Source organism: Fischerella sp. PCC 9605 (genome assembly GCF_000517105.1).
Taxonomy (GTDB): domain Bacteria; phylum Cyanobacteriota; class Cyanobacteriia; order Cyanobacteriales; family Nostocaceae; genus PCC9605.
On sequence record NZ_KI912151.1, the window covers coordinates 131,246 to 150,035 of the forward strand.

Consider the following 18,790-nt stretch of genomic DNA (forward strand, 5'->3'; position numbering starts at 1 on the left):
TTTTTGGGTTGGCAGATCACTAGGATAGTCAGCGATCGCAGGTTAGAGAAACGGAGAAAATCGAGTATAAATCGACTTTCTCGAAGGCTAACTAATCACTTCTTGCGTTCGATCTCAATAGTCCACTCTATTGCTGATATTGTTGCAAATTAGAGATGTTTCCTGGAATTGGTTGATTTTGACCCCACTCAATTAATTGCATCAGTACAGGCATGGGAACCTTTGCTCTTGAGGCGGCTATTTGTCTGGTTTTACCTTGACGCAACAAAATGATTGCGTCTTGAGCTTTTCTCCACGTTCTACTGTAGGGTTTGATCTGACCTTCATGCCTTGCTACCACTAACCCACGGGCAACAGCATTAGCATCATCAATTGACTGTTCTACAAGTGATTGTTCTGAGTAATTAACTTGTTGGATTGAGGGTGAAGTAGCCGCAATTGAGGTGCGTTCAACAGGTTCGACACCAGAAGCAGGTAAAGTAGAAGACGAGGATATTGTTGGTCGAATTTGACCCCATTCAATTAATTGCATCAGTACAGGCATGGGAACCTTTGCTCTTGAGGCGGCTACTTGCCTGGTTTTACCTTGACGCAACAAAATGATTGCGTCTTGAGCTTTTCTCCACGTTCTACTGTAGGGTTTGATCTGACCTTCATGCCTTGCTACCACTAACCCACGAACAACGGCATTAGCATCATCAATTGACTGTGCTAAGGTAGATTGTTTTGAGTAATTAACTTCTTGGATTGAGGGTGAAGTAGCGGCAATTGAGGTACGTTCAACAGGTTTGACACCAGAAGCAGGTAATCTAGAGGGTGTGGTTGTAGTACTGGGTCTGTTTAAGGATCTGCTAGGTGTGGTTGACTGGTTGCCCGTAGTAGAAGTCCTGTTAGGAATCGCGGTACTATTATCATACCTTGTCATCCTGTCAACAGTACTATAAGGTGCGTTAGGGTTACTCTGATTACTCGAATTGGTTTCAATCTGGTCGTTTTTGACCGTACCGCTGGGCGTCCTGAAGGGTTTAGCAGGTGTAGTTAGCTGACTACTAGTAGTAGGTCTAGAAGTAGGTGTACTGGGAATGGCGGCACTATCATACCAGGTAGTTCTGCTAACATTACTCGAAGGTGTGCTAGGGTTACTCTGACTGCTCGAATTGGTGTAGGTCTGGCTGGTTGTGGCCGTGCTAGTGGGTGTAGAGAAAGGTCTATCAGATGTGGTTGGTGTGCTTGCAGTACTCGGAGTACTGGGAGTAGCGCTGCCATACTCGCTCATGCTGTCAACAGCACTAGAAGGTGCGCCAGGGGTATTCTGACTGCTCGAACTGGTGTATGCCTGGCTGGTTGTGGCGGTGCTGCTGGGTGTAGAGAAAGGTCTATCAGATGTGGTTGGTATGCTTGGAGTACTCTCAGTAATAGAATTCCTTTTAGGAATCGTGGCAATATCATACTCAGTCTTACCACCAACAGTGTCAGAAGGTGCGCTAGGGATATTTTGACTGCCCGAAGTTGTGTAATTCTGACTAGTTGTGGGCGTGTTGCTGGGCACGCTGAAGGATCTACCAGGTGTGTTTGGTATGCTCCCAGTATTAGGAGTAATCAAGTTCCTGTTGGGGATCGTAGCACCACCAAATCTAGGCATACTACCCACAGGGTTGGAAGATGTATTAGGGATACTCTGACTATCGACATTGGCGTCGTCGGGCATATCCGGAAAGTCAAAGTTATCTAATGGGTTTGTGTTGTTGGGAGTAGCTAGAGGTTCAGCAGATGTAATTTTGGAGTCAGGAATAGTTACAGACTGGTTGGGTGTAGTTGTGGTACTGGGAGTAGTTGCAGACTTATTAGAAAAACTATCAGTACTACCAGTACGACTTGGGGCTTGATTACAGGCTGATAAAAAGCCAGATAATAAGCTAAGTGCTAAAACAAAACTAGCAATTTTTGTTCTCTTAACTTTTCCTTCACCAATTGTGGCACTCATTTGAGATACCTGTATAAGCTTTGCAAGATAGATATTCATGCTACTGCTTCCCCTCCGAGGCATTTCCTATGGTTGTGTTGCAAAAAGTTTTGAGGACGACAAGATCGCTTTGGATCGGATTTATTTATGCGACCACTCCAAGAATTTGGGCAATCAACGTGACTGTATTGGGAATGTTACTTTTTTATATTCCCTGAATTTGTCCTTTTTGGATCGCATTCATAAGTTTTGTAATTAATAATTATTCTTTATTGTCGTGTCACCTGATTTGAATCTAGAGATGATTCAAATTAGAGGCTTCCAAATAAAAAATATCCAATCGCTCGCAAGACTTGAAGGACAAAGAAGACAAGGAGGAAGAAGTTGTGTTGGATGCAGGAGTTGGATAATTTATTTTTTGGAGTCCCCTTATATTTGATAAGTTAATGGACTTCAAAATATTATTTGAGATAATTGACTGGCGATTAGTCAATAATACAGACAAGGGTATGGGAAGCTGTATTTTTGCAACACGACCTTCAAAAGATGACAATAATCAACTTGACGATAGATTTCATCTGTCTTAAGTATGAAAACTGAGGTAATAAATTATTTATCAGAATACTTAGTACAGTTCTTGGAATTGTCTTGAAAAACTCTAAAGATGGTGATATTACTTACTCTCACAGACCATCTAAATTAACTGGCTTATCTGGCTAGCTTAACTAGCTTATCTGCCGTTGCAAGTAGCTATAAAAACTGAAAAATTAAACAACAGGTAGTGTAATACTTTATCTACGAGTTATAGAATCTGCTCTACGTCGCTAAACTACCATCGGTCAGCCAAAGAGTAATGCTTATAGATACACTAGCATCTTCCTGCAAGAGTAAAAGGGACTGGGGATTAGGGATTGGGGATTGGGTAATCAAGGCGAAAAATTATGTCCGGGGCAAGATTGGGTACTCTTTACTGGCGATCGCGGACTGGGAAAGAATCCAGTTAAGTTTTCGCGCCTTTTACCCAATACCCAGTACACAGTCCAACAACGGCGTTCCTTTCGCCGTTAACCTGGGGACTCACGAAACGCGACCAATTGAGGTATCTACATGTTAAACAGGGTGTTCTTGTCTAGACAATGTGGCGAAGCGATCGCCATGCCTGTAAGCGCAGTCAGTATTGTTGAGTGGACCGATCGCGGTCCTTTTTTTCATGTGATTGGCGATCGCTGTCATTTACCAGAACCCCTGCGTGCCATAGCCAGTAGTTGAGGGAGGGGGAGAGTGGGGGCTAGGGGTCCCCTCTGGGGTTGGGGGCTGTGGGGGAGATGGGGAGAAAATAATTCAAAATTCAAAATTAAGAATCTTTTTGACTTTTGACTTTTGAATGCGTGACTTTTGACTTGTTACGCCACTAACTACTAACCACTAACAACCAACTACCAACAACTAACCACCAACAACCAACCACTATCGAGGATATTTTATGACTGCATCAATGGATCCTGCCCAAATAGCAGCTTTACAAATAGAAGACGATCGCACTGGTTTGAGCATTGAGACACTGCGACGGGCTTTAGCTGATAATCTCTTTTACATTCAGGGTAAGTATCCTGAGATTGCCACCAAAAATGACTTTTACATGGCGTTGGCTTATACCGTGCGCGATCGCTTGCTCAAACGTTGGATTAGCACAACCAGAGCATATGTTAAAAACAATGTCAAGGTTGTTTGCTACCTGTCAGCAGAATTTCTCATGGGGCCACACCTGGCAAATAACCTGATTAACCTCGGTATTTACGAGCAAATACGTAAAGCAGTCGAAGAATCAGGATTAAACCTGGAAGAATTGATTGAACAAGAAGAAGAACCGGGTTTAGGCAATGGTGGTCTTGGTCGTTTGGCTGCCTGCTATATGGATTCGCTTTCCTCCTTAGAAATTCCCGCGATTGGTTACGGCATTCGTTACGAATTTGGCATTTTTGACCAAGAAATTCGTAATGGCTGGCAAGCTGAAATAACCGACAAATGGTTGCAGTGGGGCAATCCTTGGGAAATTCACCGCCCAGAATTAGGATATAACGTCAAGTTAGGCGGTCATACTGAATCCTACACCGATGAACATGGAAATTACAGAGTACGCTGGATTCCCAACCAAATAATTAAAGGTATCGCCTACGACACACCCATCCTTGGCTACCAAGTCAACACCGCCAACATTTTGCGCCTGTGGAAAGCAGAAGCACCTGAGTCGTTTGATTTTCAGGCATTCAACATTGGTGATTACTACGGTGCAGTCAACAAAAAAGTAGTTTCAGAAAATATTTCCAAGGTTCTCTATCCCAACGATGAACAAGTTCAAGGTAAGCAGCTACGCTTAGAACAGCAATATTTCTTTGTTTCCTGCTCTCTCCAAAATATGATCCGCATTCACCAGGATCATGGTAACAGCTTGGAGACATTTCACGAAAACTTTGCAGCACAACTCAATGACACTCACCCCGCCATTGGTGTAGCAGAACTGATGCGGTTGTTGGTGGATGAACATCATATCGATTGGGATAAAGCTTGGGATATCACCCAAAAAACCTTTGGCTATACCAACCACACCTTACTACCAGAAGCTTTAGAAAAGTGGTCTATTAATCTGTTTGGTAGTACACTGCCTCGTCATTTAGAAATTATCTACGAAATCAATCGTCGCTTCCTCGACCAAGTACGGCTGAAATATCCTCACGATGTAGCGAAAATTGCCCGACTGTCGCTGATTGATGAAACTGGTGATAGATATGTCCGCATGGCAAATTTAGCGTGTGTCGGCAGCCATGCGATCAACGGTGTCGCTGCATTGCACACTGAACTGCTGAAGCAGACTGTCTTGAGAGATTTTTATGAATTTTCGCCAGAAAAATTTAGCAACAAAACCAATGGAGTCACGCCACGCCGTTGGATAGTGTTGAGCAATCCCGGCTTGACTAGTTTAATTTCGAGCAAAATAGGCGACAACTGGATTAATCACCTAGAAGACCTCAGACAGTTAGAACGCTTTGTTGAAGATGCTAATTTCCGTCAACAATGGCGGCAGATTAAGCTAGAAACTAAGCGTAATTTGGCAAATTACATTCAAAAGAAAACTGGTGTTGTTGTTAACCCAGAATCACTCTTCGACATACAGGTCAAGCGCATTCACGAGTATAAGCGTCAGCACTTGAATGTGCTGCACATCATTACGCTTTATAACCGCATCAAGCACAATCCTGATTGCGAGATCGTGCCCCGCACATTTATTTTCGGTGGTAAAGCTGCACCAGGTTACTACATGGCCAAGCTGATCATCAAATTTATCAATTCTGTAGCTGAGGTTGTCAACGCCGATCCCGATGTGCGCGATCGCCTCAAAGTAGTTTTCTTGCCAGATTATAATGTCACTTTGGGTCAAAAAGTATACCCCGCCGCTGAGTTGTCAGAGCAAATTTCTACTGCTGGTTTAGAAGCTTCTGGTACTGGCAACATGAAGTTTTCTATGAATGGGGCATTGACTATTGGTACTCTCGATGGTGCCAATGTCGAAATTCGTGAAGAAGTAGGAGAAGAAAATTTCTTCTTGTTCGGACTGCGAACTGAAGAAGTCTACGCCCTCAAAGCCCGAGGCTACAATCCTTGGGAATACTACAACTCCAACCCACAACTTAAAGAAGTGATTGACCTGATTGCTTCAGGAATTTTCTCTCATGGCGATACAGGCTTGTTCCGTCCACTGCTTGACTCTCTACTCTATCACGATCCATTCATACTGCTGGCTGACTACCAATCCTACATAGATTGTCAGGAACGAGTAAGTCAAGCATATCGCGACCAAGACAATTGGACTCGCATGTCCATTGTGAATGTAGCGCGGATGGGCAAGTTTTCCTCAGATCGCTCAATTCGCGAGTACTGCCAGGAAATTTGGAATGTAGAACCAGTGACGATCGAACTAGAAGAATACGTTCAATCTAAAGCTGGCTTAAATGTATAAATATTACGTAGGAGCTAAATATATTGGAGTTAAGTACCGCATGCTTGAACCAGCAGAAACGGTTAAAATCTTCCAAAAACAGCCGACAATCCATACTTTTTCCAGCGGTCAAATCATTTTTGCAGAAGGTGAGCCTGGGGATTGCATGTATGGCATCTTGAACGGAGAAGTGGAGATATTCGTCGATGGTAAAGTAGTTGAAACCATTCAAAAAGGAGATGTGTTTGGTGTAGGAGCATTAGTTGTTCCAGAACACACAAGAGCATCTACAGCGGTTGCCAAAACTGACTGCCAACTAGCCTTCCTAGACCAAAACGGTTTCCTCTTCGCTGTGCAAGAAACTCCAATGTTTGCACTACTAGTGATGCGGAGTTACTCAGAGCGCCTGCGTGCATTAAAACGTTCTATTTGATACATTCGCGTTAATGGGGCATAGGGCAAAGGGCATCGGGTAAAGGAACTGGAGAAGTAAAAAGTAAAAAGTAAAAAGGTAAAAGAAAAAATTCTTTCTTTTTACTTTTAGCTTTTAACCCTTCGCTGCGCTCGAGGGCATGCTTTTGACTTATTTTTGCCCAATTCCCAATGCCCAATGCCCAATGCCTTCTACTTAACTAAAGCTTATGCAACTGCCAATTTGTAATACAAAAGTAGTCGCCACGATTGGCCCGGCTAGTAGTTCTCGCGAAGTGCTGACAAAAATGATTCAAGCTGGGATGAACGTGGCTCGCTTGAATTTTTCTCATGGTAGCTACGACGACCATGCGAAAACAATAGCATTGCTGCGATCGCTAGAGAAAGAATTGGATACCCCGGTTACTCTGTTGCAAGACTTGCAAGGGCCAAAGATTCGAGTTGGTCAGTTGCCAAATAATACCATTAGTTTAACCGAAGGAGAATTTATTACTCTCGTACCGATAGCCAACTTCTCGAACCAAGCCAATACGATTTCTATTGACTACCCCCATCTTGCCGAAGACGCCCAACCAGGAAACCAAGTTCTTCTTGATGATGGTCTGTTGGAACTTCAGGTAGAAGAGGTGAAAGCAGATGCTGTAAAATGCAGAATCATCCGGGGAGGTATCCTCAAAAGCCGTAAAGGAGTGAATTTTCCCAATCTTGATTTGCGGTTGCCTTCTCTGACTCAAAAAGACTTGCAAGATTTAGACTTTGGCTTATCTCAGGGAGTAGATTACATCTCTTTGAGTTTTGTTCGTCGGCCAGAAGATATCCGTACTTTAAAAGACTTGCTGGCACAAAAAGGGGCAGCAGATCAGCCTGTCGTTGCCAAGCTGGAAAAGCCCCAAGCTATCAATAACTTAGAAGCGATTATCGATGAGTGTGATGCGGTGATGGTAGCCCGGGGAGATTTGGGTGTGGAAATGAGTCCAGAGAAAGTCCCACTGATTCAAAAGCGGATTATTCGGCTGTGCAACCGCAAGGGCATTCCGGTCATTACTGCTACACAAATGCTGGAAAGCATGACTCATAATCCCCGTCCCACTCGTGCTGAAGCCAGCGATGTTGCTAACGCCATCATTGATGGCGCTGATGCGGTGATGCTCTCGGGAGAATCTGCGGTTGGGGAATTTCCCGTGCAAGCTGTGGAAATGTTAGTGCGAATTGCTGCGGATATCGAACCAGATTTAGACTTCGTCAACAATCCGCCGGCAAAAAATGATGAAACCCATGCTCTCAGCGAAGCCATCAACGCCATTGTCAATGCGCTGCCACTGCGCTGCATTGTGGCGTTCACCAGTACGGGATACACAGCCCAATTAGCAGCCGGTGAGCGCCCCAAAGTACCTATTGTTGCTTTAACACCTAATTCTATCACCTACCACCGCTTGAACTTAATTTGGGGAATTCGACCAGTTTTGTTAGAAGATGAGGTTGAGACATTTGAAGAATTGACTGCACAAGTCCAGACAATTCTGCTACAGCGTGGTTGGGTTGCCTCAGGTGATAAAGTTTTGATTCTAGGAGGCATTCCGACTATGCGTCCTCAAGGGACAAATTTTCTCAAAATTCATACTATCACCCCAGAGTAGGAAGAGTATGGGGAGAAAAGACTCCCCCATCTCCCAATCTCCCCATCTAAGGGACTTCCAAGAAATAAATTATCCCGGATTGTGAGGTGGAGAGAAGTCCGAGCGGAGGTTTCCTCCGTAGACGCCCTCCAGGCGGCTTCCCAAAGGGTTCGGAACTTCGGAGCATCCTGCCCGCCTCTGGGATGGGACGGGTGGGGACATCCATCCCACAAGAAAATTTGGGTTTGATACGCGATCGCACTTTGGTAAATATAGGACTCCTATTTGATTTTTGAAAAGATACGTATTTATTTTTTAAATTGTCGGCTTTTACCAATATTTATTTTGAATCCAATAAAGAAGTGCTTCTATTTGCGTACATTATTTATTTGCTCAATCAGTGCTAAAACATCACTGCGGCTGAGTTTTTCTTTACCATTAGCAATAGCATTGAGAGTACCAAAAGCCAAGCTGAGGGGAATTTGGCAAAAATCTAAAGCAGGACCAGCAGCAAGATTTTTCGTGTATGCTTCTGCCAGGACTAAATTGCGGCGCGCATATACTTGCATGTTTTCTGCACTCCAACCATCCGGGAAAAAGCTGACTTCACGGGCCAAATCTTCTTTATGGTTGCGGAGGATATTAACTGCCTGTAAACCCCGACCAAATCCAACCGCATGAGTACGATTAGTCTGCGTGCCATCGTACCAAGCCCACAAATCGGAGAGTAACAAGCCAACCGCACCAGCTACCCCAAAAGTGTAACGATCCAAATCATACTCTGTATGAATTTCCCAGTTTCTTTCTGCCCAGTATGCCATTCTGTCTGCCATTGCCGCAGTAGCATCCCAAATCCTGGGGGCAACAGTTTCAGGTGCGAGTAGCGCCCATTCTCTGATCCGAATGCTGACTTCTGGTAAAAATTTTTCGTGTGCACCAAATCCCACTGAGAAAGAATCAATCGCAAAACCATCAACTGCTACCTGCAATGTTAAGCTAATCGTTCGCAACAGCTTAGCTTTAGTTTGGTTATCCAATTCTGGATGGTCTTCAATTTCATCAATGGCTCGCATACATAGATATGCTGATGCCACTGCCTCTTGCAATACTCGCGGTAAACGACTAATGGGAATATAAAAAGTCCGACTAGTCTCCTTTAAAATCTCTAACCCATCTCCCAGTAAATCCATTCCTACACACCTCTATCACTCTTGTAACATACTGGAGTTTGTAAATCTTTGATGATTTTTTATATATATTTCACTCAAACTTAATATTTTATTTGCTAGTGTTTATCTCGGAAATTTTGTTTTTATTGTTGGGTATATCTTATCTGTAATTGAACCGAATATTTCTGGAAAAGCATTTAAATTTTTTCGCATAGGTTTTGCCTATATATGTTTATTAACAGTCTGACATATATGTACATAATAAATCATGAATTTTTTTTACAGTCAAAATTAAAAATAGATCCTTTGCATAAAATCAGACCTTTTGCAAGAATGGCTTTTGCATTTTTGTAAAGAGAAAACAATCCCAATCAATTTCTAAAAATTGAGATGAAGTATCAATTTATTAAACTGTTAACTAATTCCCAAACTGATTTACTCAAAATTTTTGACAACATTCACTTCTTTGAATAACTGCGTTCTCAGAATGCATAAAAACTCTTTTTTCTTCGTGTCTTGGTGTCTTTGTGGTTCAAGATTTTTTACCACCAAGGCACAAAGACACCAAGCATTTTCATAGGAGTTAGGTTTTAACCACTAACCACAGCGATCGCCTAAGAAAATATTGCTCGATACTGACCCAAAGCAATTAGAGGAAAGCATTGTTGATAAAGGTGATACTTCAGATAAAAATGACCGGGAAAACCAGTACCTGTAAAATCAGCTTCATCCCAAGTACCATCTGTCTGTTGAGTTGCAAGTAAGTAGTTAATTCCTTGCTCGATCGCCGATATTGCAAATTTGTCTGTTGCTTTACCTGCTGCTATCAACCCTATCAAAGCCCAAGCGGTTTGAGATGCAGTGCTGCGTCCTTGTCCCTTCAAACTAGGATCGTCATAGCTGCGGCAAGTTTCGCCCCAACCACCATCTGAGTTTTGACAACCGACTAACCAAGCAACACCCCTTTCTATACTGTTTCGCTGAGTTTGCGGAGCAACTAAAGATAGGGCTGCCAATACGCCACTTGTTCCATAGATGTAATTGACTCCCCAACGACCGAACCAGCAACCTTCAGGTTCTTGTTCGCGTAAGAGATAGTTAATTGCTCGTTCAAAGTTATGAGCATCAATGGATAGATGACAACTACCCAGCATTTCTATAACTCTGGCAGTGACATCAGCCGTGTTGGGATCGATCATCGCTTTGAGATCGCCGTAGGGAATCAGATTCAGCCAATCTTGATTATTGTCTAAATCAAAAGCAGCCCAACCACCTGCTTGACACTGCATCGAAGCAATCCAGTCCACCGCACGAGCCATAGCTCTCTGTTTGAGCTTTTCATCAGGAAGCTTGACAACATCCAGCGCCATCACAACGACAGCAGTGTCATCGACATCGGGATAAAAGCGATTGTCAAATTCAAACGCCCACGCACCGGGTTTTCCTCGCCGATTTTTGACAGCCCAATCGCCGTAGTCGAGAATTTGTTTGCTCAACAACCACTCGCCCGCCCGTACTAGAGAAGGATGATCTGATGATAAACCAGAATCAACAAGCGCTCTGATTGCCCAAGCTGTATCCCAAACAGGGGAAACACATGGTTGGACTCGGTAAGTATCTGCTGTTTCGATCGCAAAATTATCGACGGCTTGCAATCCTCGTTCTACAATCGGATCGGCTGGATCATAATCCAAGCATCGCAATGCTAGTAGTGAATTCAGCATGGCTGGAATAATGCCGCCCCAGTCGCCTGTTGCTTCTTGCCGTTCTAAAATCCACTTGTGTGCAGCTTTGATACCTTCTTCGCGAAAAGGCACTAAATTCAGGTTTTCCGCAAGTTTAAAACCTGAGTCGAGGGCGAGAAATAAATCTGTCCAGTCACCTTGGCGGGGTAATTCATATTTGACTCGATCTGCACCTTCGGCATAAAGTTCGTTCAAGTTGATCGCTGGGTCTACCTTAAAGACTGGTTTGCGATCGCACACAATCAGCAATGGCACGGTGCTTGACCTAGCCCAACTTGACAATTCATAGATATTAAACACAAAATTCTCTGGCAACAACATTACCCAAGGCGGTAACGAAGGAATGCCTTGCCAGCTATAGCACCCAATCAGCGCCAGGTGTAACTTAGTAAAAATGCGAGTCCGACTAATGCCGCCCCGCTCTAAAATAAAAGCTCTTGCCCGGATCATTGCTGGGTCGCTTGGAGGTACACCCAACAGCCTCAGCGCCATGTATGCTTCTACTGAAGTACTGAGTTCTCCTCCATCTCCATAAAAAAGCTCCCAACCACCGTGTTCTCGTTGCTGAGAACGCAGATATGCTTCAACTTTATGCAAAGGTCTAGATCGATCTGTTCCCCAAATTTTATGCAGGAGAACAACCTCCGCAGTGATGGTAACGTTGGATTCTAACTCAGCCCACCAATAGCCTTTGGGATCTTGGATCGAAAGTAGATAGTTTTGACTAGCAGCGATCGCATCTGGGAGTTTGGATACGGTAACTCTATCTTGAGTTTGCATGAAACACTTCTCACACTACACACAAATAGTTTAGATGTTGCTGAATCAAAATTATCTATAGCAGTCCTAAATCATTCGTGAAAAACAAAATCCCCGACTTCTTAGAGAAGTCTCTGTGGTCTGTAGTCGTATGTCATACAAGTCCTAATTACAAAGCTTATGGCAAAATTAAAACAATCCCTTCTCCTGTTGGGTAAACCTGATGCTCATAGGTCAAATTCTCCGGAATCACTACCAAATTACCAAACTTCTTGGAAGCGGTGGATTTGGTGAAACCTACTTAGCAGAAGATTTAGATTTACCAAACCATCCGGTATGTGTCGTCAAACACCTGCAACCGAAAGACCCTAGACCAGCAGTTTTACAAATTGCCAGACGACTTTTTGAGAGTGAAGCACAGGTTTTGTATCGGTTGGGTAATGAATGCAATCAGATTCCTCGGTTGTTTGCCCACTTTGAGGAGAAAGGGGAATTTTATTTGGTGCAGGAGTTTGTTGACGGAGAAGATTTAAGTCAGCAAATCTCTCCCGGTAAGCGATTGAGTGAAGCTGAGGTGACTAAGTTACTACAGGAAATTTTAGAAGTTCTCACAGTTGTCCATCAAAAGAATATCATTCACCGAGATATCAAACCGCAAAATTTAATGCGGCGGCGTCAAGATGGCAAGATAGTGTTGATTGACTTTGGTGCAGTTAAGGAAATTAGCACTTTAACGGTGAATGCTCAAGGGCAAAGTAGTTTAACAGTTACTATCGGTACTGCGGGTTATATGCCTAGCGAACAAGCTACCGGACAGCCAAAGCTATGCAGTGATGTCTATGCAGTGGGGATGCTGGCGATATATGCTTTAACTGGCATACAGCCGCACCAACTTCCAAAAGATCCCACTAATGGCGAAGTAATTTGGCGGAATTGGGCAAATGTTAGCGATAAATTAGCTAATATTTTAACCAACATGGTGTCCTACCACTTTAGCCAGCGCTATCAAACAGCAGCAGAAGCGTTGCACGCACTGAATCCACCACCGCAACCACCACCACCGCCACCACCAACCAACCACCAACCACCAACAATCAACAATCAACAATCAACATCGCGACGGAAAGTAATTCAAACTTTGGGTTTAATAGGTGCTGGGTTTGGTTTGGCAATTGTGGGAAAAATTCAGAACCCCGGTGTCTTTGAAACTGTCACTGTCGATGCTAGCGGAAACATCACTAAACGTGACAGGCACAAAGCAAAATATTTTGTAGAAGACTTAGGGAATGGTATTACCTTAGAGATGGTGCAGATACCAGGGGGAACCTTTACGATGGGTTCACCAGCAGGGGAAGCACAAAGAGACTCAGATGAAGGGCCGCAGCATCAGGTAACAGTTCCTGGGTTCTTCATGGGTAAATATGAAGTTACCCAAGCACAATATCAGGCAATTATGGGAAATAACCCTTCCTATTTCAAGGGGGAAAAACGACCTGTAGAGAACGTATCTTGGAATGATGCTGTAGAATTCTGCAAACGCTTAAGTCAGAAAACAGGACGCACCTATAGACTACCTAGTGAAGCAGAATGGGAATATGCTTGTCGTGCGGGAACAACAACACCCTTTTATTTTGGTGAAACGATTACCACTGATTTAGCTAACTACAATGAAGCACCAGAAGGTCAATATCGTCAAGAAACAACAGATGTAGGAAAATTTCCTCCTAACTCTTTCGGTTTATACGATATGTGTGGTAATGTATGGGAGTGGTGTCTAAATAAATATCATAATAATTACGAGGAAGCGCCCACAGGTGGCAGCGAATGGCTGAGTGATGATGGTAATGATGCTCGATTGCTTCGTGGTGGCTCCTGGAACAGTTCTCGAATAAGCTGTCGGTCGGCAAATCGCAGTAGAAACATCCCCGAAAATGGTTTATCTATTTTTGGTTTTCGGTTGGTGGCGGTTGCTGCGTGAGCGCTCCCAAAGGTCAGAGTTGGTAAATGGGAATTTACCTAGCGTACATCAGGGAGTCCACACCTGCTCCAGTGAGGATTTCATCTATTGCGCTATTCGAGTGGGAGAGCCTCTGGCTCTAATATCTTGTTACCAGGTTGAACCTGGTAACGAGGGTTTGGAGGCTCCGCCTCTTGGTTGGTGTAAAACATCTATCATTTATAAACCCTTCCTTTCCAAGCACCGCCTCGCCCTTGCCAATAACGCAGTGCTGAGTCTAGAGTCATCAGAGTATAAAGAAAAGCGACTGCTGGCAAACAAAAGGCTAACCAAAAAGAACATTTATAAAACCTAATCATCGGTAAATAAGCCAACGCCATCAGCAGCCATGCCGATAAACCAGTGACTGCAACTAACCCATTCCCCATCAATCCACCTAGAATCAAACCTAAAGGTGGAACCATATAAATTAAGGTCATCCCAACAACAGTTCCTAATAACAGCAACGGCGAATAGTTAAGTTGAGTAAAGGCAGTGCGGGCAACCATATCCCAAATCGTAGTTAAGGAGGGATACGGACGCAGGCTGTGAGTTGCAGAACTAAGCCCTAGCCAGATGCACCCGTTGCTGCTAGACTTGACAGCATGGGCAAGGGCGCAGTCATCTATTAAGGCTTGCCGAATCACTTGTATACCACCGATGCGCTTTAGTGCTGCTGTGCGAATAAGGATGCAACCTCCAGCAGCAGCGGCTGTTGATTTGTTTGGGTCATTCACCCAGCGAAAAGGGTAAAGTTTTTGAAAGAAAAAGACGAAAGCTGGAATTAAAAATTTTTCCCAAAAGCTTTCACATCTGAGCCGTACCATGACAGAAACAAGGTCTAAATTTTCTTGTTCTGCCTTGGCAACTAATTGATGGAGATTTGCCACGTCATGTTCAATATCTGCATCCGTTAGTAAAAAATAATCCGGTTCCAGTATTTCTATAGCTTTGTTAACACCTTGTTCCATTGCCCAGAGTTTGCCACTCCAACCAGGAGGCAATGGTTCGGCTGTGATGATGTGTAATAGTTTGTCTTTGTTCAAGCTTTGAGCTGTTTGTTTGGCAACTTCAGCAGTTTTATCTATGCTGTGGTCGTCTACCACAAAGATGTTAAACCAGCCTGGGTAGTCTTGGCAAAGGAGCGATCGCAAAGTTTTTGGTAACAGATCTGCTTCGTTACGCGCTGGAATCACCGCACAAACTGATGGCAATTTTTCTATCTGTGTTTCTACAACTTCTAATTGTTGGTCTGTGCGCCAAAACTGCCCGCGCAAAGTCAGCAATCCGATCCAAATTACTAAAGATAAAAGCACCAGACCAAGTTCAATTGCTGCCATAAATTTAATTATGAATTATGTTTAAATCTCAAAATTAATAACTATTTTTTTTATACCCTTATACTACTCTGTCAAGCTAGTTTTGAGGGTTTGTAGTAAGCACCAAGCGTGCTTAAAAATTCTGGACTAAAGTCCTGACTACGAACTTTGCGATCCATCAATTCAAATTTGACAAACTAATACCCTTATCGCCCTACACCCCTTTTATGTCAAATTCCACTTTACCGTATTCGAGTTTGATAATTCGGTCTGCTAGATGAAAATAGCGATCGTCATGACTGATTACCAGCACTGTTTTGCCTTGATCTCTCAGTTTTGTTAGCAATTCTGTGTAAAAAATTTTCTTAAATGCTGGATCTTGGTCGGCTGCCCATTCATCAAATAGATAAATTGGTCGGTTTTCCAAATACGCTGTGAGTAAAGCCAGTCTTTTACGCTGTCCTTGTGAAAGAGCAGTCGTGGAAAGTTTACCATTTTTGACTTTAACTTTATGGTCTAGCTGTAAAACCTTGAGATATTCTTGGACTTTACTATCTAGACCAGAATTTTCTAATCCCCAAAGTTCATCAAATAAATAAAAGTCAGAAAATACCACAGAAAAATGCTGGCGATACCATTCACGATTTTGTTCGGTAATTAACTCTTCATCTAATCGTATTTCTCCAGCTTCAGGAATATAAAGTCCGGTAATTAACTTGGCTAAAGTTGATTTACCGCTGCCATTTCCCCCGACGATGAACACTAGTTCTTGGGGATGAAGTGTCAGGTTGATGGGGCCTAAAATAAAGTTGTTGTCTGTTTCGGCTGTATGGTAAGTGTGGGTGACATCATTGAGTTGTAAGCTGTGCCAGGAAGTCTTGACAGCAGGTGGAACTGTTGATAATTCTGCCCGACTAGCTAGAGATAAACCCAGTGACTCAATTTTTTGCAATGCAATGCTAGCTTTGCTCAAAACAGGAAGTTTGCTGATGATATTATTCATTGGCATCATCAGGTAGGTGAAGGTCAAGATATAGCCAGAAAGAGTTTGAGGGTTAACAGCAAGAATATTAGGCAGGGCAAAGATTACAAAACCCATCGCAAAAAAGAATACAAGTTGACCCCAGCTAGTAGTTGTAGCAAAAAGGGTAAAACCATCAACATTGTGACGTCGAAATGCAGTAGCAGTTGATTGCAGTTTTTTGTCTAGGAAGACTTGACGCCGCTCGTAGTGTAGCTTAAGCTCCTTTATTCCTTCAGTGATAGTACGGAAATGGTTAAACAGTATATCTTGATCTTCACGAGCTAGGGCGAGCAATTTCTTGCCTCTGTTTAACAGCCATTGGCAACTGGCAATCGCTACCACTGAAAGTCCTACAATCATCAGCAGTACTAACCAAGATAGCCATGTAATGTAGACCACACAACCTAGAACGATCGCCAGATTAATAAATAGGAAAGGCATCTGAAAAACACCATCGGCAACTGCTTGTACATCCTCTGTGAGGGTTGCCAATAGGCGGGGATTTCCTAGTTGTTCCAAATGGCTCAACTCTGAGGAGAGAATCTGGCGACTCAAGCGCATCCGTAATTGCAAGACTGCGTTCTGAGATAGGCGAATCAACATCACTTGAGAAATAATGCTGGTGACGAGTGCAACTAATGCCAGTCCTGCAAAACCCCAAACTATGGTTGCCAAAGACGAACCAGGGTCACGACCCGCAGCATTGCTGATTAAAGCTATCAGACCAGCACTGCTGCCACCACTGAGGAATCCAGTCACGATCGCGATCGCCACCATCCCCCAATTTGAACGCAAAAGAAAATAAATCAAATGCATGATAGTTGTTTACAAACCAATTCAGTTTGCGCTCCTAGGGGAAATTTTATATTTTACAGTTAAAAACTTCTGAGAGATCGCGGTAAGCTAGTTGCAATTACAGCTAATCTTGCTAATAAATTTTCAAATTAGCTGCTCAGTTTTCTGAGGAGAATTTCGGAATGAGTGTGAATCTGAAGTCTTTGGAAAACCAAATTCCTGTAGCGGCAGATTCTGAAACCGCTCCTACTAAAAGAACGCGCTACGTTCCCTTGCACCATCGACGTGTTCTCTGCATCTTTCCCAAGTACACTCGCTCTTTTGGAACTTTTCATCACGCCTACCCTCTCATGGGTAAAGTCCGGGCTTTTATGCCTCCACAAGGGATTTTGCTAGTAGCTGCCTACTTACCTCAACAGTGGGAAGTCCGGTTTGTTGATGAAAACGTGCGATCGGCAAAAAGGGCTGATTACCAGTGGGCTGATGTGGTGATTGTGAGCGGGATGCACATTCAGCGATCGCAGATTAATCAAATTAATCGACTTGCCCATGCAGAAGGCAAAATTACTGTTGTCGGTGGCCCCTCTGTATCTGGTTGCCCAGAATATTATCCTGAGTTTGACATTTTACATTTGGGTGAGTTGGGGGATGCAACCGATCGCATGATCGAGTACTTAGATCGCCACATTGAACTTCCTCAACAGCAAATTCGCTTTGAAACTAAGGAACGCTTACCCCTGAGCGAGTTTCCCATCCCAGCCTATCACTTGCTGAATCTCGATCAATATTTCCTGGCAAATATTCAGTTTTCCAGTGGTTGCCCCTATCGCTGTGAGTTTTGTGATATTCCCGAACTCTATGGACGCAATCCCCGCATGAAAACACCAGAGCAAGTTCTGGCTGAACTGGATACCATGCTCAAATGCGGTAATCCGGGAGCGGTGTACTTTGTAGATGATAACTTTGTGGGCGATCGCCGTGCTCTGATGAAGTTGCTTCCTCACCTGATTGACTGGCAAAAGCGCAATGGCTATCCCATCCAGTTTGCCTGTGAAGCGACGCTGAATCTGGCTCAAAGTCCCAAGCTTTTGGAAATGATGCGCGAAGCCTATTTTTGTACGGTTTTCTGTGGCATTGAAACCCCGGAACCCGAGGCTCTCCAAGCTATTTCCAAAACTCACAACCTGAGTATGCCAATTCTGGAAGCAGTGAAAGTTTTAAATAGCTATGGCATGGAAGTTGTATCGGGAATCATCATTGGGTTTGATACAGACACACCAGAAACCGCAGATCGAATTCTCGAATTTATTCGTCTGTCTCAAATTCCTTTATTGACAATTAACCTATTACATGCGTTACCAAAAACTCCTTTGTGGCGCAGGTTAGAACAAGAAGGGCGACTGGTCTTTGATGAAAATCGCGAATCGAATATCAAGTTTTTAATGCCTTACGAACAGGTAGTTGAAATGTGGCGTCGCTGTATTACAACTGCCTATGAACCAGAATTTTTATATCAGCGATTTGCCTACAACATAGAAAACACCTACCCCAATCGAATCAAGGTTCCCAATAGCCCTGCCCGCACTTCTTGGGCAAATATCCGTAAAGGTTTAACCTGTATGACCAATATTCTGCTGCGGGTAGGATTGTTTAGTAATTATCGCCAGACTTTTTGGGAAATGGCGCGACCAGCACTGAAAGCAGGTAATATTGAAAACTTAATTCACGTTGGGCTTGTCGGACACCATCTAATTAAATTTGCACAGGAGTGTGCTAGAAACGAAGAATCGGCTTCGTTTTATTCCCAAAAAATACGTAATCAAGTTCACATCTAAAAGGGACTGGGGATTGGGGATTGGGGATTGGGGATTGGGAATAGGGCATTGGACATTGGGAATTGGATCTTTTCTATGCCCCTTGCCCATTGCCCCTTGCTCTATGCCCCACAATCCTCGTCACTGTCTTCGCGGGGAGTGCC

12 protein-coding genes are annotated in these 18,790 nt (G+C 43.5%); 7 read left to right on the plus strand and 5 right to left on the minus strand.

Going from position 1 to position 18,790, the window contains the following annotated elements; all coding sequences use genetic code 11:
* Positions 1-127: 127 nt before the first annotated feature.
* Complete coding sequence (locus tag FIS9605_RS38200; protein ID WP_035140241.1) at positions 128-2,023, minus strand: hypothetical protein; 1,896 nt, start codon at positions 2,021-2,023, stop codon at positions 128-130.
* A gap of 858 nt (positions 2,024-2,881) precedes the next feature.
* Here FIS9605_RS38200 and FIS9605_RS43095 point away from each other — a divergent pair.
* From FIS9605_RS43095 to pyk, 5 genes are all read left to right on the plus strand, one after another.
* A complete protein-coding gene (locus tag FIS9605_RS43095; RefSeq protein ID WP_155960538.1) occupies positions 2,882-3,031 on the plus strand; it encodes a hypothetical protein in 150 nt (49 codons plus the stop codon).
* Between the two features lie 57 nt (positions 3,032-3,088).
* Entirely contained in the window at positions 3,089-3,232 is a 144-nt protein-coding gene (locus tag FIS9605_RS43100) for a hypothetical protein (protein WP_155960539.1), read from the plus strand.
* Positions 3,233-3,446: 214 nt separating this feature from the next.
* Complete coding sequence (locus tag FIS9605_RS0125650; protein ID WP_026735132.1) at positions 3,447-5,978, plus strand: glycogen/starch/alpha-glucan phosphorylase; 2,532 nt, start codon at positions 3,447-3,449, stop codon at positions 5,976-5,978.
* A 40-nt stretch (positions 5,979-6,018) separates the two neighbouring features.
* Positions 6,019-6,390, plus strand: coding sequence for a Crp/Fnr family transcriptional regulator (locus tag FIS9605_RS0125655; RefSeq protein ID WP_026735133.1), 372 nt, complete (start codon positions 6,019-6,021; stop codon positions 6,388-6,390).
* A gap of 208 nt (positions 6,391-6,598) precedes the next feature.
* A complete protein-coding gene (gene pyk, locus FIS9605_RS0125660) occupies positions 6,599-8,026 on the plus strand; it encodes a pyruvate kinase (protein WP_026735134.1) in 1,428 nt (475 codons plus the stop codon).
* A gap of 347 nt (positions 8,027-8,373) precedes the next feature.
* Here the strand turns inward: pyk and FIS9605_RS0125665 are convergent, their stop codons facing one another.
* Together FIS9605_RS0125665 and shc are read right to left on the minus strand one after the other, a co-directional pair.
* Complete coding sequence (locus FIS9605_RS0125665; protein WP_026735135.1) at positions 8,374-9,195, minus strand: squalene/phytoene synthase family protein; 822 nt, start codon at positions 9,193-9,195, stop codon at positions 8,374-8,376.
* A 593-nt stretch (positions 9,196-9,788) separates the two neighbouring features.
* The gene (gene shc / locus FIS9605_RS0125670) at positions 9,789-11,699 is read right to left on the minus strand and encodes a squalene--hopene cyclase (protein ID WP_026735136.1); all 1,911 of its coding nucleotides are present in this window, start codon (positions 11,697-11,699) and stop codon (positions 9,789-9,791) included.
* 202 nt (positions 11,700-11,901) lie between these two features.
* Between shc and FIS9605_RS0125675 the strand changes: the two genes are divergently transcribed.
* Positions 11,902-13,656 (plus strand): bifunctional serine/threonine-protein kinase/formylglycine-generating enzyme family protein, encoded by a 1,755-nt coding sequence (locus FIS9605_RS0125675; RefSeq protein WP_035140242.1) that lies wholly within the window; start codon positions 11,902-11,904, stop codon positions 13,654-13,656.
* A 194-nt stretch (positions 13,657-13,850) separates the two neighbouring features.
* Here the strand turns inward: FIS9605_RS0125675 and FIS9605_RS0125680 are convergent, their stop codons facing one another.
* Complete coding sequence (locus FIS9605_RS0125680; RefSeq protein WP_026735138.1) at positions 13,851-15,014, minus strand: glycosyltransferase; 1,164 nt, start codon at positions 15,012-15,014, stop codon at positions 13,851-13,853.
* Between the two features lie 193 nt (positions 15,015-15,207).
* Entirely contained in the window at positions 15,208-16,833 is a 1,626-nt protein-coding gene (locus FIS9605_RS0125685; protein WP_026735139.1) for a cyclic peptide export ABC transporter, read from the minus strand.
* A gap of 161 nt (positions 16,834-16,994) precedes the next feature.
* Here FIS9605_RS0125685 and FIS9605_RS0125690 point away from each other — a divergent pair, with 161 nt between their 5' ends.
* On the plus strand, positions 16,995-18,647 hold the full coding sequence (locus FIS9605_RS0125690; RefSeq protein ID WP_026735140.1) for a B12-binding domain-containing radical SAM protein: 1,653 nt from the start codon (positions 16,995-16,997) through the stop codon (positions 18,645-18,647).
* The last annotated feature ends 143 nt before the right edge of the window (positions 18,648-18,790 follow it).

Excerpts from the sequence above, each read along its gene's own strand:
- FIS9605_RS38200 (WP_035140241.1), bottom strand. The coding sequence starts at position 2,023 with ATGAATATCTATCTTGCAAAGCTTATACAGGTATCTCAAATGAGTGCC.
- FIS9605_RS0125650 (WP_026735132.1), top strand. The coding sequence starts at position 3,447 with ATGACTGCATCAATGGATCCTGCCCAAATAGCAGCTTTACAAATAGAA.
- FIS9605_RS0125655 (WP_026735133.1), top strand. The coding sequence starts at position 6,019 with ATGCTTGAACCAGCAGAAACGGTTAAAATCTTCCAAAAACAGCCGACA.
- pyk (WP_026735134.1), top strand. The coding sequence starts at position 6,599 with ATGCAACTGCCAATTTGTAATACAAAAGTAGTCGCCACGATTGGCCCG.
- FIS9605_RS0125665 (WP_026735135.1), bottom strand. The coding sequence starts at position 9,195 with ATGGATTTACTGGGAGATGGGTTAGAGATTTTAAAGGAGACTAGTCGG.
- shc (WP_026735136.1), bottom strand. The coding sequence starts at position 11,699 with ATGCAAACTCAAGATAGAGTTACCGTATCCAAACTCCCAGATGCGATC.
- FIS9605_RS0125675 (WP_035140242.1), top strand. The coding sequence starts at position 11,902 with ATGCTCATAGGTCAAATTCTCCGGAATCACTACCAAATTACCAAACTT.
- FIS9605_RS0125680 (WP_026735138.1), bottom strand. The coding sequence starts at position 15,014 with ATGGCAGCAATTGAACTTGGTCTGGTGCTTTTATCTTTAGTAATTTGG.
- FIS9605_RS0125685 (WP_026735139.1), bottom strand. The coding sequence starts at position 16,833 with ATGCATTTGATTTATTTTCTTTTGCGTTCAAATTGGGGGATGGTGGCG.
- FIS9605_RS0125690 (WP_026735140.1), top strand. The coding sequence starts at position 16,995 with ATGAGTGTGAATCTGAAGTCTTTGGAAAACCAAATTCCTGTAGCGGCA.